The organism is Bacillus methanolicus PB1 (genome assembly GCF_000262755.1).
Classification (GTDB): domain Bacteria; phylum Bacillota; class Bacilli; order Bacillales; family Cytobacillaceae; genus Bacillus_Z; species Bacillus_Z methanolicus.
In genome coordinates, this window is record NZ_AFEU01000001.1 from 751,117 (window position 1) to 775,656 (window position 24,540).

19 protein-coding genes, 1 tRNA gene and 3 pseudogenes are annotated in these 24,540 nt (G+C 37.4%); 11 read left to right on the plus strand and 12 right to left on the minus strand.

What is annotated here, in order from left to right; all coding sequences use genetic code 11:
- The first annotated feature begins 31 nt into the window (after positions 1 to 31).
- From PB1_RS03480 to PB1_RS03490, 4 genes and pseudogenes are all read left to right on the plus strand, one after another.
- Positions 32 to 649: a DUF47 domain-containing protein gene (locus PB1_RS03480; RefSeq protein ID WP_003350794.1), complete on the plus strand. Its 618-nt coding sequence runs from the start codon at positions 32 to 34 to the stop codon at positions 647 to 649.
- 12 nt (positions 650 to 661) lie between these two features.
- Positions 662 to 1,660: an inorganic phosphate transporter gene (locus PB1_RS03485; RefSeq protein WP_003350795.1), complete on the plus strand. Its 999-nt coding sequence runs from the start codon at positions 662 to 664 to the stop codon at positions 1,658 to 1,660.
- A 95-nt stretch (positions 1,661 to 1,755) separates the two neighbouring features.
- Positions 1,756 to 1,986: pseudogene (locus PB1_RS16790) on the plus strand (solute carrier family 23 protein); the annotation flags it as partial.
- A 401-nt stretch (positions 1,987 to 2,387) separates the two neighbouring features.
- The gene (locus PB1_RS03490; RefSeq protein WP_003350797.1) at positions 2,388 to 5,423 is read left to right on the plus strand and encodes an efflux RND transporter permease subunit; all 3,036 of its coding nucleotides are present in this window, start codon (positions 2,388 to 2,390) and stop codon (positions 5,421 to 5,423) included.
- 101 nt (positions 5,424 to 5,524) lie between these two features.
- On the opposite strand, the pseudogene PB1_RS16795 reads toward PB1_RS03490, so the two are convergent.
- Positions 5,525 to 5,680: pseudogene (locus PB1_RS16795) on the minus strand (aldo/keto reductase); the annotation flags it as partial.
- A gap of 65 nt (positions 5,681 to 5,745) precedes the next feature.
- Complete coding sequence (gene ytvI / locus PB1_RS03495; protein ID WP_003350798.1) at positions 5,746 to 6,777, minus strand: sporulation integral membrane protein YtvI; 1,032 nt, start codon at positions 6,775 to 6,777, stop codon at positions 5,746 to 5,748.
- 117 nt (positions 6,778 to 6,894) lie between these two features.
- Between ytvI and PB1_RS03500 the strand changes: the two genes are divergently transcribed.
- Complete coding sequence (locus tag PB1_RS03500) at positions 6,895 to 7,530, plus strand: DNA-3-methyladenine glycosylase (protein ID WP_003350799.1); 636 nt, start codon at positions 6,895 to 6,897, stop codon at positions 7,528 to 7,530.
- A gap of 83 nt (positions 7,531 to 7,613) precedes the next feature.
- Here PB1_RS03500 and PB1_RS03505 read toward each other — a convergent pair whose 3' ends face one another.
- The 6 genes from PB1_RS03505 to queG all read right to left on the minus strand — a co-directional run bounded on the left by PB1_RS03505 (position 7,614) and on the right by queG (position 14,965).
- A complete protein-coding gene (locus PB1_RS03505; RefSeq protein WP_003350800.1) occupies positions 7,614 to 8,150 on the minus strand; it encodes an HXXEE domain-containing protein in 537 nt (178 codons plus the stop codon).
- Between the two features lie 188 nt (positions 8,151 to 8,338).
- A complete protein-coding gene (yhbH, locus tag PB1_RS03510) occupies positions 8,339 to 9,499 on the minus strand; it encodes a sporulation protein YhbH (protein WP_003350801.1) in 1,161 nt (386 codons plus the stop codon).
- Positions 9,500 to 9,829: 330 nt separating this feature from the next.
- A complete protein-coding gene (locus PB1_RS03515) occupies positions 9,830 to 11,725 on the minus strand; it encodes a PrkA family serine protein kinase (protein ID WP_003350802.1) in 1,896 nt (631 codons plus the stop codon).
- A 543-nt stretch (positions 11,726 to 12,268) separates the two neighbouring features.
- On the minus strand, positions 12,269 to 12,751 hold the full coding sequence (gene trmL, locus PB1_RS03520) for a tRNA (uridine(34)/cytosine(34)/5-carboxymethylaminomethyluridine(34)-2'-O)-methyltransferase TrmL (protein ID WP_162139914.1): 483 nt from the start codon (positions 12,749 to 12,751) through the stop codon (positions 12,269 to 12,271).
- Between the two features lie 102 nt (positions 12,752 to 12,853).
- Positions 12,854 to 13,738, minus strand: coding sequence for an amidase domain-containing protein (locus tag PB1_RS03525; protein ID WP_003350807.1), 885 nt, complete (start codon positions 13,736 to 13,738; stop codon positions 12,854 to 12,856).
- A gap of 96 nt (positions 13,739 to 13,834) precedes the next feature.
- Positions 13,835 to 14,965, minus strand: a complete 1,131-nt coding sequence (gene queG / locus PB1_RS03530) for a tRNA epoxyqueuosine(34) reductase QueG (protein WP_003350808.1) — start codon at positions 14,963 to 14,965, stop codon at positions 13,835 to 13,837.
- Between the two features lie 107 nt (positions 14,966 to 15,072).
- Here queG and PB1_RS03535 point away from each other — a divergent pair, with 107 nt between their 5' ends.
- Entirely contained in the window at positions 15,073 to 15,741 is a 669-nt protein-coding gene (locus PB1_RS03535) for a B3/B4 domain-containing protein (RefSeq protein ID WP_003350809.1), read from the plus strand.
- Between the two features lie 81 nt (positions 15,742 to 15,822).
- Here the strand turns inward: PB1_RS03535 and PB1_RS03540 are convergent.
- Together PB1_RS03540 and PB1_RS03545 are read right to left on the minus strand one after the other, a co-directional pair.
- Positions 15,823 to 15,896, minus strand: a tRNA-Gly gene (locus PB1_RS03540).
- A 749-nt stretch (positions 15,897 to 16,645) separates the two neighbouring features.
- The gene (locus tag PB1_RS03545; protein ID WP_003350810.1) at positions 16,646 to 17,398 is read right to left on the minus strand and encodes an IclR family transcriptional regulator; all 753 of its coding nucleotides are present in this window, start codon (positions 17,396 to 17,398) and stop codon (positions 16,646 to 16,648) included.
- Between the two features lie 841 nt (positions 17,399 to 18,239).
- Between PB1_RS03545 and PB1_RS03550 the strand changes: the two genes are divergently transcribed.
- From PB1_RS03550 to PB1_RS03570, 5 genes are all read left to right on the plus strand, one after another.
- Positions 18,240 to 18,653 (plus strand): cupin domain-containing protein, encoded by a 414-nt coding sequence (locus PB1_RS03550; RefSeq protein WP_003350811.1) that lies wholly within the window; start codon positions 18,240 to 18,242, stop codon positions 18,651 to 18,653.
- Between the two features lie 173 nt (positions 18,654 to 18,826).
- On the plus strand, positions 18,827 to 19,810 hold the full coding sequence (locus PB1_RS03555) for a heme-dependent oxidative N-demethylase family protein (RefSeq protein WP_003350812.1): 984 nt from the start codon (positions 18,827 to 18,829) through the stop codon (positions 19,808 to 19,810).
- Positions 19,807 to 20,610 carry a dimethylamine monooxygenase subunit DmmA family protein gene (locus PB1_RS03560; protein WP_003350813.1) on the plus strand — a complete coding sequence of 268 codons (804 nt, stop codon included), beginning with the start codon at positions 19,807 to 19,809 and terminating at the stop codon, positions 20,608 to 20,610. The genes PB1_RS03555 and PB1_RS03560 overlap by 4 nt, the downstream gene beginning before the upstream one ends.
- Positions 20,611 to 20,644: 34 nt before the next feature.
- Complete coding sequence (locus tag PB1_RS03565; protein WP_003350814.1) at positions 20,645 to 21,601, plus strand: PDR/VanB family oxidoreductase; 957 nt, start codon at positions 20,645 to 20,647, stop codon at positions 21,599 to 21,601.
- Between the two features lie 43 nt (positions 21,602 to 21,644).
- Positions 21,645 to 22,376, plus strand: coding sequence for a hypothetical protein (locus tag PB1_RS03570; protein WP_003350815.1), 732 nt, complete (start codon positions 21,645 to 21,647; stop codon positions 22,374 to 22,376).
- A gap of 64 nt (positions 22,377 to 22,440) precedes the next feature.
- Here the strand turns inward: PB1_RS03570 and PB1_RS18010 are convergent.
- A pseudogene (locus tag PB1_RS18010) lies at positions 22,441 to 23,000 on the minus strand (DDE-type integrase/transposase/recombinase); the annotation flags it as partial.
- Between the two features lie 135 nt (positions 23,001 to 23,135).
- On the minus strand, positions 23,136 to 24,428 hold the full coding sequence (locus tag PB1_RS03575) for an ammonium transporter (protein ID WP_202946734.1): 1,293 nt from the start codon (positions 24,426 to 24,428) through the stop codon (positions 23,136 to 23,138).
- Positions 24,429 to 24,540: the final 112 nt, after the last annotated feature.

Genomic DNA, 24,540 nt, shown 5'->3' on the forward strand with positions numbered 1-24,540 from the left:
TTTCATCGGAATACTTATTGGAGGTAACAACATGGTTTTTAAAAAAAAGGACAAGTTTGCTGTTCTTTTAAGTAACATAGCCGCTAATCTTAAAGATGCAACAAATTTTTTTGCTGATTACAAACTGAAAAACGTAAGCGATTTGAAGATTTTTTCAGAAAAAATGAAGGATTTTGAATCAAAAGGCGATTCGTATGTACATGAAGTCATTAAGGAATTGAATAATGCATTTATCACCCCGATTGAACGCGAAGATATCCTTCATTTGGCTATGAGCATGGATGATGTACTAGACGGATTGGAACACTGCGCTGCTTTATTTGAAATGTATTCGATCACGAATACAGATGAGTATATGCGAAAATTCGTGGATGCCATTAGAAACTGTTCTTATGAGATTGAACAATCTATTGAATTGCTCTCAACGAAAAAATTGCTTAAAATTCGAGATCATGCTATAAAAATCAAGGATTATGAATCAAAATGCGATAACATTCAGCGCCAGTCAATTAAGCATTTGTTCTCAATTGAAAAAGATCCTATCCGGCTCATTAAATATAAGGAAATTTACGAAAACCTTGAAGATATTGCAGATAGCTGTCAGGGAGTTGCCAATACTCTTGAAACCATCATAATGAAAAACGCATAAGGAGTCTTAAAAATGGACGGAATGTTTATTTTAACCATATTAATTGTCATTGGTGCACTTGCGTTTGATTTTATAAACGGCTTTCATGATACTGCCAACGCAATCGCTACTTCCGTTTCTACAAAAGCTTTAAAGCCACGCCAAGCAATCATTCTGGCCGCTGTTATGAACTTTGTGGGTGCCATGACTTTTACAGGTGTAGCGAAAACCATTACAAAAGATATCGTGGATCCTTTCACATTAGAAAACGGTTCTATTGTCATACTAGCCGCATTGATTGCAGCTATTTTTTGGAATTTATTAACATGGTACTATGGAATTCCCAGCAGTTCCTCTCATGCCATTATCGGTTCAATTGCAGGAGCCGCGATCGCTGCTGCCGGATTTGAAACTTTAAATTACACAGGATTTATTAAGATAATCGAGGCATTAATTTTCTCGCCTGTTCTTGCCTTCGGGGTAGGATTTACCGTTTACAGCATTTTTAAAATTGCTTTTAAAAATCTTAATTTAACAAAGACAAATAGAAACTTTCGTATCTTTCAAATCTTTACTGCTGCATTGCAAGCTTATACCCACGGAACAAATGACGCCCAAAAAGCGATGGGGATTATTACAATGGCTCTTATCGCAAATAACTATGTATCATCTACTGAAATACCATTTTGGGTGCAATTTTCCTGTGCGTTAGCAATGGGTATTGGAACTTCTGTAGGAGGATGGAAAATCATTAAAACAGTCGGCGCTAAAATAATGAAAATCCGACCTGTAAATGGGGTTGCCGCTGATTTAACCGGTGCAATGATTATTTTTGGAGCAACGTATATTCATTTGCCTGTCAGTACAACACATGTAATTTCATCTTCCATTCTCGGCGTCGGTGCAGCCCACCGCTTGAAAGGCGTTAAGTGGGATACAGCGCAAAGAATGATTGTCACCTGGGTCATTACCTTGCCAATATCAGCCCTGTTAGCCAGCATATCGTACGTTATTTTAAATATCTTTTTTTAAAAAGAAGAGTCGGGATCGGGCTCTTTTTTTGCTTAACGCTAATATAAAAAAATCAGATATGTTGGGAGGAATGATTTTATATTCTTAGTAAATACTTAAATCGTCATTTCGCTTATTCAGTTGTTGGTACCCACGGAAACATTGATTATCAAACTGCGTTTTCAGCCGTTTTTGTTGCCGGGATAATTTTTGTCATTCTCTCTCTAACTCCATTTCGCAAACAATTGATTGAAGCCATTCCAGAAAATTTAAAACATGGCATTACATCCAGGATCGGTTTATTTATTGCGTTTATTGGATTACGTTTAACGGGTATCAATACTGCCCATCCTCATTAACAATCTTCAAAGCTCGCATTCTCGGCGAGCTTTTTTCTATGACTTTTTTAATGACTCCAGTCACTTCTTCACCCCTGCCATTTTTTATTACAATTCTTTTTGGCAGCACAAATAGGAGGTAATGCAAAATCGCTAAATTTCAACAAAATGATAAACTATTATCTCTTTATCACTTTAACGCTTTAACGAAGAGCGGGCCAGACCCCTAAGTCTTAGGTCTGAGTTGGAAATAAAGCTCAGGTGCGTTATGGGAAGGAAATTGCAAAGGTAAGATGAAAACGTAGGAGGAGGAAGCAATAGCGGAAGGCGTGATCAATTTTATTCAAAACATGATATGAGTTGTCTAGGTGCATTTTTTTCCAAATATTTCGATTAAAGGAGTGATTTTTATGTCTTGGTTTACAAAATGGTCTTTTGGCAATAAGGCTGCTGTCACGATTATGTCCGTTCTAATTTTACTTATGGGGATTATCAGTTATTTTACCCTTCCAATGGAGTTTCTTCCCGCTGCAGACCAGCCTCAAATATCTATTGTTGTAATGGGTCAGGGTACCGACTCAAACACAATGGAAAAACAAGTCACTTCTCCGATTGAAAACGCTGTTGTCGGAGTAAAGGGAAAAAGCAATATTTTTTCCACAACCGGAGATGGTTTTTCGAAAGTTGATATCCTCTATGAATCAAAAACAGATATGAAAGAAGCCAAATTGGAAGTTCAAGAAGCTTTAAGCTCGTTAACTTTGCCGCAAAATGTATCAAAACCAATGGTCGTTCAGTTAAACACCTCAATGATTCCAATCGCAGACGTAGCTGTAACTTTTAAAGAGGGATTAACTCCAAAGAATATTGAATTTGCAAAGAAAAAGATTGAACCTTACTTTAAGGATATTAAGGGCGTTGCAAGCGTGCAAATGTACGGAAATGTCGATTCGTATGTATCCGTTAAAATTGATAACAAATTAATGGCTCAAAAACATGTATCGCTCCCTAATGTTATGAAAATTCTTCAGGGGCAAAACACTTCCTTAGCTATCGGTGAAAAAGTCATTGACGGTAAATCAAGCAATATTAAGGTGGTTGGAAATATTGACGAGCTTCAAAAAGTGAAAGATTTATCAGTAGGTTCGGATGTAACACTGGGTGATATTGCAAAAATTGAAATTGCGAAACCAGAAGATACTTTGACACGAATTAACGGAAATGAAGGTTTGTTATTTATTGTAACAAAAGATAGCATCTCAAATGCTGTAAGCATCAGCAAAGAAGTAAAAAAAGCTGCTGATCAAATTAATAAAAAGTATGACAATACGGAAGCAAAGGTTATATTTACTACAGCTGAAATGGTTGAAACGTCCGTGCATTCTATGATAAAAGAAGTATTGCTTGGGGCACTGTTTGCAACGATCGTCATTATGCTTTTCTTGCGGAATGTCCGTGCCACTTTTATAACGATTGTATCGATTCCGTTATCATTAGCCTTTACTTTGTTCTTGCTTGACAGATCTGGTGTGACATTAAATATTTTAACGCTAGGAGGAGTAGCCGTTGCCGTAGGACGGCTTGTGGATGACAGTATTGTCGTAATCGAAAATATTTTCCGGAAGATGCAGCAAGAAAAATTTTCTGTACAAATGGTCATCGATGCTACAAAGGAAGTGGGAACAGCAATAACTGCCTCAACCTTAACAACGGTTGCCGTATTTTTGCCAATCGGTTTAGTCGGGGGCGGCCTGCAAGATTTCTTGCTGCCATTTGCCTTAACAGTCACCTACTCCCTTCTTTCTTCATTAGTGATTGCCTTAACGGTCGTGCCACTAATGAGTGCCGGTTTATTAAAAAATACAAAGCTTCCGGAGCACAAGAATCCTGTTCCATTTAAAAAGCTTGTAATTTGGTCCCTTAACCATAAGTTGGTTGTTTTATCATTAGCATTCTTGCTATTCGCAGGTTCAATCGCTGCCTACTTTACGATGCCAAAAGGTGCAGTCGACCATTCGAATGCTGATTTTATTCAAGCAACACTAAGCTATCCTAACGATACGCCAATTGAAAAAGTAAAAGAAAAAAGCCTCAAGCTTGAAAAATATCTTCTGGAGCAAGACGAAGTCAAACATTTGTTTTTGGAGATGGGCAATAATGAGAATGCTGCAAAATATGGCGACATTGGCTCTCCAACCGAAACAAGTTTTATGGTTATATTAAAAGATAAAGATGAAACCGATAAAGTCATAAAAGAAATAGAGAAAATAAAAAGCGAGTTTTCTGGTGCAGATTTTAAAGTAGATGCAGGCTCTGTCATGAGCAATTCAAAAACAACGATTACTGTGGATGTGATCGGAGAAAATCTTGAAGACCTCGAAGAAACATCGAACAAAATAAAAGATTCCATTAAAGATATCGACGGAATTAAATCGATATCAACCAACCAGGAAGAGAAAAAGACCGTCTACTCAATAAATGTTAATCCTGCCCGGGCGAATACGGAACAAATTGCTCAACAATTGGGAGTGATGCTGAATCGCACCCCTCTAGGTACAGTTCAATTAGAAGAACAGCAAACGAACGTATTCCTTGAACCGGTTTTAGATCCAAAAACACCTGAGGATCTAAAAAATGTACACATTGTGACCTCTTCCGGTATGGTTCCAGTCTCACAAATTGCAACTCTTGAAAAAGAAGAAAAACCAACTAATATATTCCATAAAGATGGAGATGCCTATATCCGCGTTACCGCTGATATTGATCCGGCTAAATTATCAGAGATCTCAAAAGAAATGAACGCTAAAATTTTTGGCGACCAGAAAAAAGAGGGTATAGATATTCCAAATGGTGTTGACGTTTATATAGGTGGAGCGAATGTTCAACAAGCAGACGACTTTTCTGATTTATTTATAACCATGCTCGTATCGGTCGGAATTGTCTTCTTAATCATGGTCATTACATTTAAAACGATCCGTGCTCCAATTTCCATTTTATTCTCCTTGCCGCTTGCGGCTATCGGTGCCATCTTAGGTTTATTAATCAGCCGGATTTCCGTTGATGTGACTGCATTGCTTGGCGCTTTAATGCTAATTGGGATCGTTGTCACAAACGCAATCGTGTTGTTAGATAGAGTGAAACAAAATGAAAAAACAATGATCATGCGTGATGCCATTGTTGAAGCATCTGTTGTAAGAATGCGTCCAATCATGATGACTGCCGTAGCCACAATATGTGCAATGCTTCCGCTTTTATTCAAAAAAGCCGAAACGGGAAGCCTAGTTTCGCAAAGCCTTGCCGTTGTAGTGATCGGCGGATTAGCTGTTGCAACCTTGTTGACACTCGTTGTCATTCCGGTAGTGTATGAATTGCTGCACTTCAGGAAATCAAAAAAACAGCGGCAGAGCAAAGAAACTCCTGCGGAAAACTTAAGTTTATTAGGTTAAGAGCTGACTTATAAGGGCCAGAGTCCCTCCAACAATGACAATATATAGAATGGTTTTTATTAGTGATTTTCTATATACTGTGTTGGAGGGGTCTGGCCCTAGCTATTTAACATATTTAACTGTGAAGGGATAAAATTGGAAACACCAAAATGGCGTACTTTACCCTCTCTTTTAAGCAGAGAAAAAGCTTCTGCTGTTTCCTCAGAATCCATAAAAGGATCAGGGCGGTGTATTAATAAAACATCTATGTAATCAGTAAATTTTTTCTATTTTAATCTTTTTTTTCTTATAAATTGCTTAATTAATAGACAAAATTTGTCATCTAAATCTTAAACTTCATTTTAATAACATTGGCCTTTTTTAATGTGTCAAAAACAATCACAAGTGCTGGCCCGAGGATTACTCCGACGACCCCTAAGAGCTTAAAACCTATATAAAGGCTGATAAGCGCTGCCAACGGAGAAATGCCAAGGCTTGTTGAATATACTTTTGGTTCAATAATTCTTCGGACAACAGTAATGATCAGAAACAAAATGATTAAACCAATTCCAAGAAAGTGGTTGTTTTGCAAAATCGCAATAACCGCCCATGGAACGAGAACGGAACCTGTTCCAAGTATTGGCAAAATATCAACGATTACGATCAGTAAAGATAAAAGTCCAGTATAGGGCACTTTTAAAATAGACAAGCCGATAAATGCCATAATAAATGTAAGCAAACTTAAAATAATCTGCGCTTTAATAAACCCAATACCTGCTTTATTTAACTGATTGGCAACTAAATAGACTCTCCGCTTTGTTTGTTCTTTAAGATGCAATTCCACTTTAGCTTTCAAACGAGGCAATTCTAGGCTTATTAAAAATAAAGCAATTAAATAGATTAAAAACTCAATTAGAAATCCCGGAATTGCTGTTAACAGGTTAACCGTATTCTGAAAGACACCCTGCAAAAAGCTATCGAGAGAATTGATGCTGTTTTCTAAAGTTTTTTCGATTGAAATGATTACGTCTTTGGGTAAATTTTTTGAGTAGAACTCCCATTTCCGTATTAGAGGCAAGATGACAGAAATATAAAGGTTGTTCATAAAATTTGGCGTTTTTCCGGACAATGCAACAGTTTGCTCGGCTATAATCGATATTAGGTTGTAGCCGATGACTGTCATTAACAGGACATAGCCAGTAAATACGGTAATTACAGATTGCAACCTGTTAAAACGCAATTTTGTCATCAGCCACTGAACAAGTCCTTCAAGCATAACGGCGGTAATAAAAGCAAAAATTAACGGCAAACTGTAAGGGACCAAGAACAGTCCGACAAGAACAACAACAGAAATCCATAACCATTTTTTCCACATAACAAAACTCTCCGCTTCTGGATAATCATAGTGTAAATGTAACAAAAAATTATTTGAAAGTCACCTTTGAGAGGGTATCAATGTATAAAACTCACTATATGCAGGAGGTTTCTGGAAATGAACCATTTTTTAGAAGGGGAACTGATAAGACCGATACAAATAAAGATCAGCCCTTTGAAAGGACATTTTTATGATAAACCTACATTGGAACTGGCAAAATCTTTGCTTGGCTGTCTTTTAATAAAAAAAACGGAGAAGGGAATTGCTTCAGGCTTTATAGTTGAAACCGAAGCATATATAGGACCTGAAGACCGCGCAGCACACTCCTTTAATAACAGAAGAACAAAACGGACAGAAGTTATGTTTCGGGAATCGGGCCTTGTCTATACTTATGTCATGCATACCCACTGTCTTGTCAATATCGTCAGCGGAGGACCGGAAAAGCCTGAAGCTGTTCTCATCAGGGCAATAGAGCCTTTTACAGGAATAAATTTGATGAAAATGAGACGGGGTATGACAAATATCAAAAATCTTACAAACGGTCCTGGAAAACTGACAAAAGCTTTAGGCATCACGATAGAAAATTACGGGCATTGTCTTTCTGGACCTCCTTTGTTTATTTCAAAGGGTTTTCAGCCCGAAAAAATATCTCAAGGTAAAAGAATTGGAATCGACAATTCGGGGGAAGCAAAAGACTACCCGTGGAGGTTTTGGATTTCCGAAAACCCTTTTATCTCAAGGAAAGGGTCCTGACTCCTTCGGCAATAACAATATATAAAATGATTATTAGTTTATGCCTATCAGTCGGATTGGAGGGTCTGATCCATTATTAGATTCTAAGCCGCTCGATTTCGCTGACTGACTAAGAAGAAAAAAAGAATTGGAACAACGATACACATACCAAGGACGCTCCAAAGAATATCTCCACCACTAATAACTTGTTCTATTAGCAACCGGTAGTAAGCATATAGAGAGTAAGGCAACACCAAAAGGATTGAAGTTATCACTCCAGGAGTATATTTTTTCAGATAAATGGCTTGCCCTATATGCGTGAATACATGCGCAAAAAAAATAGCTAAAAATACTAAAAAAATATAGTAAAAAGAGAAAATTACGGCTAATATGGTTCCGGCTGTTATGCTAAGGAAAACCCAAAATACATCTTGTGCAAATTGAAGTGTTGTCATTTTAAAACTACTATAAAAATACTTGCGGACCGATTGAGGCAAAACAGCCAAAACTTGCTCTTTGTTCTGTTTGGTCCATTTCTCCACAGTAAGAATTTCTTCAAAGTCATGAAACATAAACAAAATAGGAAATAGCCAAAAAACGCTAATAATATGAATTTTAGCATTTAACCATTCTAATAACACTTTAATCACCAATTTTCGGATGATTTAAAATTCCCTTTAAAATTATTGTGCCAAATATTTGCTTTTTTGTAAATAGTTTAACTGCACTCCGCACAGAAAAAATCTCTTACCCGTATTGATAAGAGACTTTTTATTTTTAGTTATTCCAAAACGTTGTAAACATTTCTTATGATCGAATTTTTATTATCTTACGCATAGACCTTATTTTCTTCCTTACTAAAAAAACTTCGCATCGCATGGAAGACATCGGCTTTTTGCTTTAGAATATAATAGCGGAATTTTTCGTTTTTTATGTTTTTATATGCAGACATTAAAGTAGAATGACGATTGTATTGATTCACTTCGCCGTATCCGAAAATATTGGATACTTTCATTAAATCTTCCACTAATTTTAGACAGCGCGCGTTATCTGAAGTTAGATTATCACCGTCAGAAAAATGAAAAGGATAAATATTATACCGTCTTGGATTGTATTTCTCGTCAATCAATTCGAGCGATTTGCGATATACGGATGAACATATTGTTCCGCCGCTTTCTCCTTTTGTAAAGAAATCTTCTTCCGATACGACCTTTGCTTCTGTATGATGAGCAATAAACTCAATTTCAACAGTTTCATATTTTGTTCGCAGAAACCTTGTCATCCAGAAGAAAAAGCTTCTGGCCATATATTTTTCCCAAACTCCCATCGAACCGCTAGTGTCCATCATGGCAAGTACAACTGCTTTAGAATCGGGTTTAACCACTTCATTCCAAGTTCTAAACTTCAGATCCTCGCGATAAATCGGATAAAATGACGGTTTTCCGTTCATCGCATTTCGCTTAAAAGCAGTCATCATTGTTCTTTTTTTATCAATGTTCCCCATTAAACCAGTTTTTCGTATATCGTTAAATTCAATGTTTTCAACTAAATACTTATCCTGCTCTTTTTTTTGCAAGTTTGGTAATTCTAATTGTTTAAACAGTGCTTCTTCAAGTTCCATTAAAGAGACTTCTGCTTCAAAATAATCCTCTCCCGGCATATCGCCGGCTCCTTGCCCTTTGCCTTGATCGCTGGAACCGTCACGGGCTACTACGTCACCGATTTGACTGTCTCCATCTCCTTGGCCAACATGTTTGTTTTTATCATAATTATAACGAATTTTGTATTCATCCAAAGAACGAATTGGAATTTTTACCACTTCTTTACCATTTGACATAATTATGCTTTCTTCTGTAATAAGATCTGGGAGATTATTGCGGATCGCTTCCTGGACTTTTTCCTGATGCCTCTGTTGGTCATCGTGACCTTTCCGATGGAGGGACCAGTCTTCTTTTGAAATCACAAACTGATGGTTATTTGCATTGGTCATTTAATACCCCTCCTGTAAAAATACTCAGTTTCTTGCACACATAAACTCATCCATGCATACAATATCGCGAGTGTCGAATGAGATATGGGAAACATTTATTACTTTATCCTATGCAGAACGACAAAATAATTGACAAATTATTTTGTTAATAAGACAATCGCCCAATAAAAACAAACAAGCCTATTTTACAATCGGTTATCATTCCGGAAAATCATCGGATTTCAGTGCACTCGTTCGAAATTCAACCGTCCTGTCAGAAACTTATTCAAAGTCATATCTAAAATTTAAACAAAAAGAGCTGACCAACGCATTTTGTCAGCTCTCTACTTTTTATCTGTTTAACAAACTTCCAACATAGCGCAGCAATTCATTTGCAGATGTAGAGTTGTAGCCATATTCATCAATTAGCCGTGCGACCACCTCATTGATTTTCTTCAATTGCTGTTCATCCGGCGTTTTCGTTGAAGTCGTAATTTTAACAACATCTTTCAAATCTGCAAATAATTTTTTCTGAATAGCTTCACGCAAACGATCATGTGAATTATAATCGAACCGTTTCCCTTTTCGTGCATAGGCAGAAATCCTGATCAAAATTTCTTCCCTGAATGCTTTTTTTGCATTCTCAGAAATTCCGATTTGCTCTTCAATCGATCTCATTAATTTTTCGTCCGGATTTATTTCTTCCCCGGTTAATGGATCGCGAAGTTTCGCTTTATTACAGTAAGCTTCTACATTATCAAGATAATTATCCATCAGCGTTTTGGCCGATTCTTCATAAGAATAAACAAATGCTTTTTGTACTTCTTTTTTGGCGATTTCGTCGTATTCCTTGCGTGCCAATGAAATGAAATTTAGATAGCGTTCTCTTAATTCAGCTGTAATAGATGGATGCTGATCCAATCCCTCTTTAAGCGACCGGAGAACGTCAAGCGCATTAATGGACGGAATTTCCTTGCGAATAATCGTCGAGGAAATCCGATTGATGACATAACGCGGATCAATCCCGCTCATTCCTTCATCCTGATATTCTTTTTTCAATTCTTCAACATCCGCTGAGTTGAACCCTTCGACACTTTCTCCATCATACAGGCGCATTTTTTTAACTAAATCGATATCACCTTTTTTCGGCTCTTTTAACCGGGTTAAAATTGTAAACATGGCCGCTACTTTCAACGTATGCGGAGCAATATGAACATTGGACACATCACTTTCTCGAATCATTTTCTCGTAAATTTTCTCTTCTTCTGAAACTTTAAGATTGTAAGGGATCGGCATCACAATAATCCTAGAATGGAGCGCTTCGTTTTTCTTATTCGAGATAAATGAGCGATATTCTGTTTCATTTGTGTGAGCTACTATTAACTCATCAGCTGAAATTAACGCAAATCGTCCAGCTTTAAAATTACCTTCCTGTGTTAACGAGAGCAAATGCCATAAAAACTTTTCATCACATTTCAACATCTCCTGAAATTCCATCATTCCTCGATTAGCCTTGTTCAGCTCCCCGTCAAAACGATAAGCACGAGGATCAGATTCTGATCCATACTCGGCAATTGTCGAAAAATCAATGCTTCCAGTCAGATCGGCAATATCTTGAGATTTCGGATCCGACGGGCTGAATGTCCCAATCCCAACACGTTTATCTTCGGAAAAGAAAATTCTTTCAACTAATACATCTTCAATTCTTCCGCCATATTCTTTTTCAAGGCGCATCATATTTAGCGGCGATAAATTTCCTTCGATTCGTATCCCATATTCTTCGTAAAAATCCTGGCGGAGATTATGTGGAATAAGATGCAGCGGATCTTCGTGCATCGGACAGCCTTTAATCGCATAAATAGCTCCTCTGTCAGTAAGGGAGTATGCTTCCAAACCTCTTTTTAATGCAGTAACCAATGTAGATTTTCCGCCACTGACCGGGCCCATTAATAACAAAATTCGTTTTCTAACATCAAGGCGTTTTGCAGCCGGATGAAAATATTCTTCTACAAGTCTTTCTAGCGCTTCTTCGAGACCAAAAAGTTGATTGGAAAAGAACCGATACTTCTTTTTCCCGTTGACTTCTTCAACTCCTGCATCTTTAATCATGTTATATACCCTTGAATGTGCTGATTGAGCTACCCACGGCTTCTTTTTAACAATTTGCAAGTAATCTGCAAATGTCCCTTCCCATTTTAACTTTTCCTCTGCTTCTCGAAGCATTTCAATTTTTCTTAAAATATCCATAAGGACCTCCCCCTGTATTTAATCAGAGACGATTAATATACTGTATGCGCTTGGACAATTGAACATGCTTAAACTGTGAGATGTTGTGTATATCTTTTTTATTTGATCTTTAAGATGCAAAAAATCTGCACAGTTTCAATTCACAGCCCTGTCATTTTGGGCTATAATAATTTTATGTAGCATTTAAAGAATATGAACTTTTTTAATGAAAAAAAGGAGGCTTACATAGATGGGTACTGTTTTAATTTTAGGTGTAGTTGTGGCTTTCCTTGCTGCGATCTTTACAGCCGGTTACAATGATAAACCGGGGATTAATAAGTAAGGAGAGCGAAAAATGTCTTGAAAAGCACTGACAAAAAAAGAGGCCGTCTCGTAAGGGTCTGACCCCAATATATTGCACATTTATCCAAGATTATGTCCTGTATATTGTGTTATGGGGTCTGACCCTTGTGCTTTTGAGAGGGCCTCTTTTTCCTTTTCATTGAAGGTTTATTTTTATACTCTGAACAAATTTTTCATATACAATCTTGATTTCACTCGGGTCTACTTTAATCCTGGATAATTTTGCTGGCGCAATGCTTCATAAATCAAGATAGCCGCAGTGTTTGATAAATTCAACGACCTGACATTGTCATTCATCGGAATGCGAAGACTTCGATCCTTATTCTGATCAATTAGGTCCTTCGGCAATCCGGTTGTTTCCCTGCCGAAAACAAAGTAGTAATCTTTATCCATTCTGCTATAATCGAAAGAAGTATGAAGACGTAAACCAAATTTTGTCAGATAGAAAAATTCTCCACCCTCATTCTTTTTGAAAAATTCCTCTAATGAATCATAATAAATCACTTTTACAAATTCCCAATAATCAAGTCCCGCGCGCTTCAACATCTTGTCATCAGTAGAAAAACCGAGCGGGCGGATTAAATGCAAAGTTGTATCGGTTGCTGCGCAAGTTCTTGCGATATTTCCCGTATTGGCCGGTATCTCTGGTTGGTATAAAACAACGTGCAATGCCACATTTTTCACCTCATATTTAAACTCTAAAAGCTATTATACCACTCTTCATTTCCCATACAAGAACGTATATCTCAGCCGAGGTTCCATGCAATTATAAAGGTTTTCAATGCTTTACCGATCGTCTACAATCGAATAAAATTTGTATTTAATTTTAGGAGTATATGCTGTGGAATCTTCATATGCCCAGTAACGCATACGGCAGTTGTAAGTATGGGCGTTAACCAGCGGCATCCCGTTGACATCTTTTCCTGTCACAATCGTATTGTGATCAAAACGTCCATCACCCTGAAAATCATAACAGATGACATCTCCCAATAACAGTTGATCCGGGCTCTTTACTTCCTTTGCTCTGAGTCCAGTTTTGGCCCGGGACAAATACAGGCGAAGGGAGTTAGCAACAGTCCAGCTGTAACTCCAGTTATTATTTCTCATCCACCAGCCGCTTGACCTGTTTGGAAATCCTGTCATAGGGGCTCCGCCGGAATGAAGACACTGGGAAATGAAATTGGTACAATCAACCTCAAACTTTTTATATGCAGGATTATAATCATTCCACCATCGTTCTGCATATTGAACGGCTTTCAGGCGGTCATATTGATATGACAATCGATCTGAAGCATCTACTTGTTCCATTCGAAGCAATTCTTCTTCCGGTACAGAACGATTTTGTTTCTCAAAAGGATTAATCTCATGATCTTCCACTAAAATCCCTTTATAAAAATCTGCATTTCTTTGTTCAATTTCTTCTTCAAGAAAAAACGTATCTTTTTGTTTAGTCAAATATTGAAAATGTACTTCATATAAGACTTTCGTTACATCATTTACTTCTTTGCTTGAAATGATTTTTCCCCTTGCTTTTGCTTTTACGATTTCCGCACCTCTTTTTGAAAGACATTCTTTTTTCCTTTCAATCTTTGCACATTTGCTTTTGCTATTCTTATAAGAAACACATTGCTGAACCCGAGTTTCCAATAAATTTTGCAACTGTTCCCGCACTTTTCATTCACTCCTCTCATCACCATTTGTATGAAGAAGAGTGCAATATAAGCAAGTTTTTAAAAAAAGAAAACATGAATGAAGTCAATTCCTGTTTCAACTACATAATTCTAATCCCTTTTCAATTTCGTTCAAAACTAGCTGATCTGCTTCGGTTTTCTTAGCCTTCAATAGAGCTTTTTTTGCATTTTCTCCACCAATTTTTCCAAGTGCCCACGCGGCTGTTCCGCGGATTACCGGACGCGGGTCTTCATTCAAAACCTGTATGAGATCACTTATAGAAGTTTCATCTTTAAAATGCGCTAAGGCAATAATTGCGTTTCTTTGGATCGGTTTTTTTCCTCTCCATGAACCTGAAATGTGACCATATTTATCCTTAAATTCCCGGTTGCTCATGTGAAGCAAAGGCTTTAACAAAGGTTTTGCAATCTCAGGATCCGGTTCCATCTCAGGATGAAGGTGAAAATCCTTTCCTTTATTTTCCGGACATACAGTCTGGCATGTATCACAGCCATACAAGCGGTTACCAAGTTTTTCTCGAAACTCTTCTGGCAAAAAATCTTTTGTTTGAGTCAAAAATGCAATGCAGCGCTTTGCATTTAACTGTCCGCCCTGAACAAGCGCCCCTGTCGGACACGCTTCCACACATTTATTACATGAACCGCAACGATCTTCCATCGGTGTATCCGGTTCAAAAGGAATGTTGGTAATCATTTCTCCAAGATACACATAAGAACCAAATTCAGGTGTGATGATTGAACAGTTTTTTCCGCTCCATCCAATTCCGGCTCTTTGTGCAACAGCCCTGTCCACTAATTCTCCCGTATCAACCATTGATTTAAATTGTGCTCCCGGTACCTTTTTGGCAATAAATTCCTCAAGCTTTTTTAAACGATCTTTTAAAATGATATGGTAATCTGTTCCCCATGAGGCTCTGCAAAAAATCCCTCTTCGTTCTCCTTTTTTGCCGATCACACGTTCCTTCATTTTTGAAGGATATGCCAAAGCTATCGAAATGATTGATTGCGGGGAATCCAATAAAAGAGAGGGAGTAACCCGTTTTTCAATGTCCGGCTCTTCAAATCCGGATTGATAATTCAGTACCTGCTGGATCCTCAGGCGATTTTTCATTTCTGTAAATGGACTTGCACTTGTAAAGCCGATCTTATCGATTCCTATCGTCTTGCTGTATGCGATGATTTCTTTTTTTAATAAACGTACATCCATGCTTTTCCCTCCTTTCTTTTTTAAATTCATCTATAATAAAGGTCATGATTATTCAGGCAACGCCTAATATGATAAACTATTTTTAAGAAAATTTGGAGGTGGAATGTTTGGAAATTCATATCTCACCGGAGCTCTGTGCTTTAGTCCCCAATTTTAAAGTCGGTGTTATTGAATACAAAGGGATCGAAGTAGGGCCTTCTCCGCAAATGGTTAAAGGGAGACTTCAACTCTTTCAGGAATCAATATTTTTCGAACTGGAATCGAAAAACGTAACTGAATTGGACGGAATTAATGAATGGAGGCAAATTTTCAAAAAAACAGGCAAAGATCCAAATCGATACAGGCATTCGGCTGAAGCCCTATACCGAAGAATAAAGAAACAGAATTATTTACAATCTGTACATAGTGCTATTGATATTAATAACTTCTTTTCTCTCCAATATCAAGTTCCGATTGGAATTTATGATACGGATAAATTGTCTGGAGATATTACAATACGGCTTGGACAAGAAAATGAGGAATATACCGGCCTTAATGGAAGAAAGAATTCATTGCACAATCTGATTATTTCTGCAGACAATATTGGGCCGTTTGGCAGCCCTTTTGTAGACTCCGAGCGGACGGCTGTTGAAATTCATACAAAAAATGCTATTCAAATTATTTATTTACAGCCTTCTATCGATGATTCCAGCAAACATAAATTAACTGAGTCTCTCATGAAAATGTTCGTCCAGATCCATGGCGGCAAATCACAGTATAAAATTGTTGGATGCTAATCAGCATCCTTTTTTATTATAAAAGAAAAAACGCAACGCCTCGTTCTTTTTGAAACGAAACACTGCGTTGATACCTATGTATGGAGCGGGTGATGGGAATCGAACCCACGACATCAGCTTGGAAGGCTGAGGTTTTACCACTAAACTACACCCGCATGGCAAAAATATGTTAGATTTTGTCGAATGAATTCTTAAAATAAAAACAGCATAACCTGATAATATAACGTTATTCTTTGAATCGACCCCTACATCTTACACACTTTTTTTATAATCGTCAAGGCCTTTTCATAAATCTTGTCGAATTTTTTTGTTTCCAGAAAAATAGTAATCAACAGGGACGACTCAAAATCAAAGAACCAGATCCCTATACAACATATAGACAATCACTATTAAAACCATTGTATATATTGTCATTGTTGTATTGAGTCAGACCCTTATAAGTCAGCCCCGTGGATTTTTATTTTTTCAGTTAGAAAATATAATGTTTAATATGTTCTTATATCACTACTGAAATTGATAATATGTTAAAATTTTCTCGTATCCTCTTCTGACACTCAAGTTTGAAACGGTGCCGACCAAACTCTTTTGTCCATTTTACGGAGATGGACGAAGAAGAGCCCTGACCTTGAATTCGGTCGAAGTAACGCCCTGAAAATTTGGCAAGCCCCTCGATGATCGCCAGAAGTTCCATTAAAAAAGTGGATAACCTTTGTATTTATAACACTTGGCTATCCACATGTAATGGGATGGTGTCAAACTTGAGAGAAAAATAAAAAAACCACCAAATTGAAAACGATCTACTTCCAAGAGGGCGGATATTCCGTTAACTCCCATATTAATAAAGGAGCATGCTTAATATTACAAAAGACACACATTAAAATCTATATTTCATTTAAACAAAAAACTATCTCCGTTTTATCCAACCTAATTCTTCTGAGATTTCTTCAGCTGCTCTTTGTGTAAGACTTATAAAGTCTCTTATTTGATTTTCTGTAAACCTTGTGTCCGGACCAATAACACTTATAGAAGCAATCACCTTATCTTCCCAAGAAAAAATTGGAGCGGCTACACTCACAGTTCTTTCTGTTATTTCCCCAAATGATATAGCACCCCCCCATTCCTTAATAAATTTTAAATCTTCTTCTAACTTTTTTATATCTTTAATTTTACCTTTTCCTATAAGATCCTGTATAATTTGCTGTTTTTTACTTCTATTCATATAAGCTAAAATTACTTTGTTAGAAGCACCTACACATAAAGGAGCTCTTAATCCAATAAGCTCAGAAACTTTTAACAACAGCGGCGCATTAATGCAGTCAACAAATATACCGTCGCTTCCTTCTGGAACTGTTAAATAAACACTTTCCCTCGTTTGGTTCACTAGTTTTTCCATAATCGGAAGTGCATTGTTCCGGACTATTAAATTATCTCTTATTGAGAAGCCTAGCTGCATAAGAGTCAATCCCAATCGGAATTTCTTTGTTTCTTTATCCTTAAATACAAAGCCATATTCTTCAAGAGATGAAAGCAGTCTGTGTACGGTTTGAACAGGGATATTAAGCTTCCGACTAATCTCCGTTGCACTCCACTCTTCCTTTTCTTCATTCGGTTTAATTGCAGTTAATAGTGTAATAGTCTTCCGAATTACCTCCGACAATCTTCTCTTCCCTCTCCTTTCTTTAACAGTCTAAGTTTATCTTGTTGCTATCTTCTAATAAAAATTATTTTGCTACCAAACTACTATTAAGAAAAATTGGTTATAGTTTTCTCTTTAAGAATAAATGTTTTTTGCGTTTATTAATTGTAAAAAACGAAAATATATAAAGCGCTCTCTCAATCAGTTAGGGTTTACTACGCACAGGATATGCTAGGGAAGATGCAGAGATTAACATCTCTTTTTTAGTCTTCGTTCCCTTGATTATGATTTAACTATTCTTTTTAAACACACGAAAAACTAGGGGGATAGTTGATCGGATTAACCACCTAATTTTGGACAAATGCTCTCTTATTCTCTTCTTTTCTCACTTTTTTATTATTGTTTTCTATCCTGGAATTTGTGCAAGGCCAAGTGGCTTGACATGAAGCCTTTATTTCTTTGTTTCAAGTGGAGTCGATTCCACTCCTGGGATTCCGTCATATTTACCTTCTTTGTATTCTTTAACCCAACGATTCAATTTAACAGCTTTCCTTTTACCTTATTACAGATGTCGTCTGAGTATAAGAAGTTTAAAATTTCACAACTCTATTTTAATAGTTAAATAACACGGAAAATTATATGTTAGATTATATAACATAGAATCCACAAATATCCCAATAATCGGGAAAATGGAATTGTTTTTCTTATTTTTTGTGTGATTATATAGGTGTCTCAACTTAATAAAGTTTGATTATATGGCATTTCTTCGTCAAAAATTACTAACTAGTAAGTAACGCAATGATATGAAAATGTCATTATAAGAAAACTTTATTAAAATAAAAACTTATTTGAGGTGAAGAAAATGAGTAAGAAAACATTAACAAAAACAGAATTCAATTATTTAAGCCAAAAACCAGGTGTCCAGTTAATTAAAGCAGGAACTTATTTGAAGAAAGAACTTAACGGTTTACTGGGTATTCCTGCATTAAAAAGCCAAATTATTGATGTTCCAGTGACATCCAAAGAAAATGCATTATCGTTAGGTTACTTTTCCATGCAGCCTTCGGAAGATTTTGAATTTACCTATACGTACTTAGAGGTAAAGGTGGTCTTAAAGGGCAAGATAGTGGTGCGTGATGCTCAGGGAGTAAAATATGTGGCAGAGGCTGGAGATGTTTTAATCTTTACTCCGGACACAACGGTCATTTTTGACAAGGAAAGTGACGGGGAAGCTGTTTATACAGGTCATCGACTGCCTGAGCCTTCCTTTATGTAAGATGATAATTAAAAATAAGTGTCTGTTTAAAAGCTAAGGTTTCTGGAAACAGTAAACTATTTACAGCAGACTAAGCATTTTGGAGGAGAGATCCCCTTCCTCCAGAATGCTTTATATATCATTTCTAAACATGACCAAAATTCTATTACATCCTTTTGTCAGGAGGACAAAAAATGATAAATAATTCTAAAATTATTTCACATTCTCCTTTAATAGAACGTTTTCCTTTTCCTTTTAAAGGAGACTCATATCGTTATTCCAATAACTCCGAGGCACTCGAACCGCCATTTCTACTTGATATTACACCCGAATATTTTAAGGAAATTGAACAAAAACGACATCTATTAAAAACTAGGAAAGAACAATGCTATCAATCATTCTCACATTCTCTTGAAGGGCAATGGGAGATTTTAGAGATGATTATTAATGAAATGACTTCATTATATCCAAACTATTTTAGTTTAAAGAAAAATAAGAACCACTGGACATTCTGCAATCATTTATTAAAAGAAGAACAATCCTTTATTTTCGGTAATTCTTCAAGTTTACCATATGAACCATTAGATTTTATTGGACGACATATTCAAGAAGATTTAATTTATATTGCACAAAGAGACGGAGACCTTTATATGGACGCCGGGCAGCTGTGCTTTCCTGCTAACTGGTCGATTGCCTTTAATCTTGGAATGACTTATACAGAATTTCACTCACCTGTTCCTTATTTTTCGGACAGTGGCTTAGCTGAAAAAGTGCGTAATTTTCTTTTAAGGATAGAAGCGGGAAAACCTTGGACCCGATTGAACTGGACGTTAACAGTGGAACCAATTCTTGACACATTCCCTGAAACGTTTGATGAATGGGGAGCAAAAAAAGAAAAAGTTACCTCTGAGAACGCGGGTCAGCTTGTTCACTTAAGAGTAGAAGACCAGAGGTTATTCCGTCTCCCACGCAGCAACGGTATTTTATTTAGTATTCACACCCATTTAATTTCCCTTGATGAACTAAGGAAGAATGAAGAATGGATAAACCGTTTTTACCGGGTCTTAACCGATTTACCGGATTATATCGCTCAATATAAAGGCTTTATTTCCTATAAAGATAAAATCATCAGTTATTTAGAGAAGATCATAAAAACCAAAGAAGGTGTGATAAAGTGAGCAAGATCAAATGTCGGCTGATTCGTGAAGAGAGACTATTTAAAGATGTTTATACGGCAGAAATAAAGGTAATAGACGGTTTTCTTCCTCAAACAGTCGGTGTTATTAAAAAAATTCAGTACAAAGATGACCTTTTTCAAATTCCCATTCGTTATGTGGAAACTTGCATGAACAAAGGAACGTACCGTCTCTTTTTTCACAATTCAACTGGTAGGGAAAATGACTATTTGCTATTAATGGGCGATTTTCAAAATCAACTTATTGAGTTGGAAGTCTCAGATTATTCTCTTTTCCAACTACAATCGAATCCTAAAAAAGTGTTACTGTTCATCGATGAATTAGCTATTTTTGAAAGTTTGGCCATTATCCATTCCCTATCTTTAAATAAGATAGAAACATATCTTTATATAAAAACAGATCGAAAGCAGGAGGAAACAATTAGTTATCTTCAGCACCTCCTTCCAAATCGTATTAAGTGTGTATCGTCTTTTTCCTACCAGGAAGTATCTCCTATTCTTGATAAACAAGTAATGGGTACAAAACTTTTCATTTCCGGCATGTGGCCTATGATTAGAAAGGTAAAAGAAATCGCTTACGCTGCGGGCTTTACAGATGAAGAAATTCAATACAAAGGAATAGGACGAAAAAACGAGAAAATATTTTGTGTGAAGTGTTACAACCTAAATAGAAAGAAAAACGAATATGAAACAACATGTGAAAATTGTAACACTATTCTCGACGTTTCTACTCACTTTTCAAGAAGACTTGATGCATATCTTGGTTATATCAAAATTGTATAAGGTAGAGGAAATGTAGAGAAGAGGTGAGAACTAAATGGCTACTAGTACAATTGAAGTTGTTGTAGAAGAAATTAAACGTGAATCCCCAACAGTTAAAAGTTTTAAGCTGGTGGCAGCAAACGGTTCGTCATTGCCACGTTTTAGTGGAGGATCTCACATTACGACATATGTACAAACCGAATACGGGCTAATCGAACGTCACTATTCACTAACAACTGATCCTGACATAACAGACTACTATCAAATTGCCATTCGCCGTAGTGATCAGTCAAGAGGAGGATCCATTTATTGGCATGATCATATAAAAATAGGAGATAAACTTTATATCAGCTATCCAAAAAACCATTTTCCACTTAGCTTCAGAGCCAAACACCATGTGTTTTTTGCTGCCGGTATCGGAATTACTCCTTTTCTTGCGATGGCGGCAGACCTAAAAAAGAAAGGGAAGTCATTTGAATTGCATTATGCAGCTCCTTCAAAGGAATTGTGTGCCTTTCATGACTTTCTACTCTCTATTTATCCAGACGAAACTCATTTTTATTTCTCAAAAGAAAAACGAAAAATGACAACGGATTTAATGAAAAATCAACCGATAGGAACACATGTCTACTTTTGTGGAACTGAAGCGATGATAAGAGAATATGCCGAGGCTGCAAAAGCATTCGGTTATCCCGAAAAAAGTATCCACTTTGAACTCTTTACCCCTCCTGATTTTGGTCCACTACAGGCTTTCCAGGTAAAGCTAAATAAAAGCAATCAAGTGCTTGATGTGCAGGAAGGAAAAACCCTGCTGGAAACTCTGTTAACACATAATATTCAAGCACCGTATTCTTGTAAAATTGGTGGATGTGGAAGCTGTCAAGTCAACGTACTGAAAGGAGAAATTGATCACAGAGATTTCTACCTTTCTGATACTGAGAAAAAAGAAGGTAATGTCATGTTAACATGTGTTTCAAGAGCAAAATCTGGATATCTTATTTTGGACCTATAGTCCTATAGTATTGAAGAAACACATAAAAAAGGAGCTATTAAAAATGCACACTACAAAGGTCATGAGCACTAATGATTTCGATTTCATGATTAACGGTGACAAGGGCTCTCTAGAGGATTTATTCCCGGGGTTCAATGTGCAAGATCGTCTAGGAATTGTAGTACGGCAACCTGGTGGAAGCGCCGGTGCGAGTGCCCTACTCATGGCAGCAGTAACGAGATTCTATGATTTTTATCGCCCATGGCTCGCAGACGAACCTGACAAACTGCGAATTTACCCAGAATTCTTCATCTTCCATGTGGGAAAGAAGCATATGGACCATTACTGGATGGATGTGTGGACGCCAAACAAAGAGGTTATTGTGGAGGATGATCCCGAGCAAATTCTAGAGGCAATTAACGACCGTGGTATAACCCGTTTGCTCGTTGAAGACATTACACCATCGCCCGCGACATTTTTACATGAAACAATCAGCAGCGCTGAACACCGGATTGTCAGCGCTCTAGCTTACTCTCCAACCGGGCGAGTTCATCATGGCGACGTGAGCATCACGAGTTGTTCTGCTGCAGAACGGTTCGTTTTTGCCTCGTTTAAGAGATCGAGAAAGCTGTTAAAAAAAACATACGAGGAGTTACAACGAGAACGAGAGGCACTAATTGTCAATGGCCGTGTGATAGAAACTTATCGTCGGATTGAGATAGCTAACGCTATCCAAATGCTCACGTATTCCACTGGTCCAGGCCCTACTACAAGTCACTATATTTCTATGTTATGAGAAACTGTGGTTCTGGTGCGAAAATAATTGATAAGAAAATAGAACCCATATTATCTGCTAACTTTTAAGATATGATACCAAACATCATATGTATGAATTCAATCTCATTTTTTTTCCTTTTTTTCATCATATGCATGACTTCGATGCCAGTTATCATCCAAGGGGCTATTAGAAAGGATTTTAACCCTAATATGGAACGAACTCGCTTCTTTATGAAACGATGGTCTTGTTCACCATATTGTTGAGATATCTAACTTGCCTTATTTATATACCTACAAGTATACGTCTTTCTTCTTCTAATTTCAATTACTACAGGATAGGCTGGGTTTTTATCCACTGTTATGACTCGATGACTGGAAACATTGAAAGAACGCTTGACTGCTTGTTTATCTCTCGATTCACTTATAAACAAATAATGGTGTTTTCTTCGTAATCCACTGCACGAAATAGAAACGTCCAATGACCTTTTGTATCATCAACTCTCAAGGAGTCATTTTGTTGGCTTAAGATAACACCGTACTCTTTTATCTAATTCAGGCCCATATTGATGAACGCATAATCGTTTGTTTAAGCCATGGATAAGCCGCGTTCCTCCATCATTTCCACCAAATCACGAATACTGATAAATTATAACTTGCGGATAAGAACTAGCGCTTATAGGCTAAAGTCCTTTTTTCATTAACAGCTGTAAAATAAAAATCAAAAAGGAGCTGAGACTCAAAAGCTTAATTTTGCTTTAAGTCTAAGCTCCCTCTTTTTTTACAACACACCTCTTTGGGAAGCGCCTTGTTCTGATATTGAACTTAGTTTGTTTAAATTAACTGATTGAGCTGTAGTATAGTATGCTGGCTCTTCATGAAAACTCAAATCTAAACCAAGTAACTCTTCTTCTTTGCTCACACGTAATGGTGTAAACAAGCTAATGAGTTTTAAGATTACAAATGTTCCCACTATAGCTAAGATTACTGCTGCTGCTACACCTGTAAGCTGATGAAGCAGTTGTTCTGGATTACCGTAAAGCAATCCATCTTTTCCGGCCGGATTCACCTCTTTTGTAGCAAAAATGCCTGTGGCAAGAGCACCCCAAATACCAGCCATTCCATGTACTCCGAATGCATCTAGCGTGTCATCATACTTTAAGCGGGCTTTCAAGAAGTTAATACTGAAGTAGCAAACCGGAGCGGAAATTAAGCCGATCACCAAAGCTGAAGGAATCGTCACATACCCTGCGCCGGGTGTAACCGCAACTAATCCAGCAATTGCTCCGGTAGCTGTTCCTACTAGAGATGGACGTTTACGGAACTTCCATTCAATCACAAGCCAGCCAACCCCAGCGGCCGCTCCAGCAACATGAGTAGTTACAAAGGCCAAAGATGTGATTCCCCCCGAAGCAAGTGCACTGCCGCCGTTAAATCCAAACCAGCCAAACCAAAGGGTAGCAGCACCAATCAAAAATAGGACAATATTATGCGGACGATGTTCATGAGAGAGATGCTCCTGTCTTGGGCCAATCATCAATGCTGCTACAAGAGCACTCACTCCCGACAAAATGTGGACGACAGTTCCACCGGCAAAGTCAAGCTCCCCCAGTTGAAAAAGCCATCCGCCTCCCCACACCCAGTGAGCCATCGGGGCGTAAACAATGGTAGGCCATAGAACAGCAAACGCTACCCATGCCGAAAAAGAAATCCGGCCAGCAATCCCACCTGAGATGATGGCCACCGTGATAGCAGCATAGACAGTCTGCAGCATTGCGAACAGATTGTGCGGTATCGTTAACGTCCCGAATGCCGCTTCTGCCCCAACCCCATTAAAGCCAAGATAATCAAGCCCTCCTATGAAACCTCCAATATCTGTACCATAGCTAAGGCTATATCCCCATAGAACCCAGACAACGCTGACAATTAGAAGACTAACAAAGCTGTGCATAGTTGTCGACACTACATTTCGGTCACTAACCAATCCGCCATAGAAGAGTGCTAAACCAGGGACATGCATGAATAAAACAAGGGCAGTGGCAATAAGAATCCAAGTCGTGTCTCCTGTGTCGATTTTAGGTTCGTTTCCCGCAGCAAATGCATTTATTGGAAAAATTATCATAAGCCCTAATACAAACGCTAATAAAGAACCTTTCTTTTTAAATAAATGAATCATATTGTAACCC

Excerpts from the sequence above, each read along its gene's own strand:
- PB1_RS03480 (WP_003350794.1), top strand. The coding sequence starts at position 32 with ATGGTTTTTAAAAAAAAGGACAAGTTTGCTGTTCTTTTAAGTAACATA.
- PB1_RS03485 (WP_003350795.1), top strand. The coding sequence starts at position 662 with ATGGACGGAATGTTTATTTTAACCATATTAATTGTCATTGGTGCACTT.
- PB1_RS03490 (WP_003350797.1), top strand. The coding sequence starts at position 2,388 with ATGTCTTGGTTTACAAAATGGTCTTTTGGCAATAAGGCTGCTGTCACG.
- ytvI (WP_003350798.1), bottom strand. The coding sequence starts at position 6,777 with ATGTGGAAAAAATGGTTATGGATTTCTGTTGTTGTTCTTGTCGGACTG.
- PB1_RS03500 (WP_003350799.1), top strand. The coding sequence starts at position 6,895 with ATGAACCATTTTTTAGAAGGGGAACTGATAAGACCGATACAAATAAAG.
- yhbH (WP_003350801.1), bottom strand. The coding sequence starts at position 9,499 with ATGACCAATGCAAATAACCATCAGTTTGTGATTTCAAAAGAAGACTGG.
- PB1_RS03515 (WP_003350802.1), bottom strand. The coding sequence starts at position 11,725 with ATGGATATTTTAAGAAAAATTGAAATGCTTCGAGAAGCAGAGGAAAAG.
- queG (WP_003350808.1), bottom strand. The coding sequence starts at position 14,965 with ATGGATGTACGTTTATTAAAAAAAGAAATCATCGCATACAGCAAGACG.
- PB1_RS03550 (WP_003350811.1), top strand. The coding sequence starts at position 18,240 with ATGAGTAAGAAAACATTAACAAAAACAGAATTCAATTATTTAAGCCAA.
- PB1_RS03555 (WP_003350812.1), top strand. The coding sequence starts at position 18,827 with ATGATAAATAATTCTAAAATTATTTCACATTCTCCTTTAATAGAACGT.
- PB1_RS03565 (WP_003350814.1), top strand. The coding sequence starts at position 20,645 with ATGGCTACTAGTACAATTGAAGTTGTTGTAGAAGAAATTAAACGTGAA.
- PB1_RS03570 (WP_003350815.1), top strand. The coding sequence starts at position 21,645 with ATGCACACTACAAAGGTCATGAGCACTAATGATTTCGATTTCATGATT.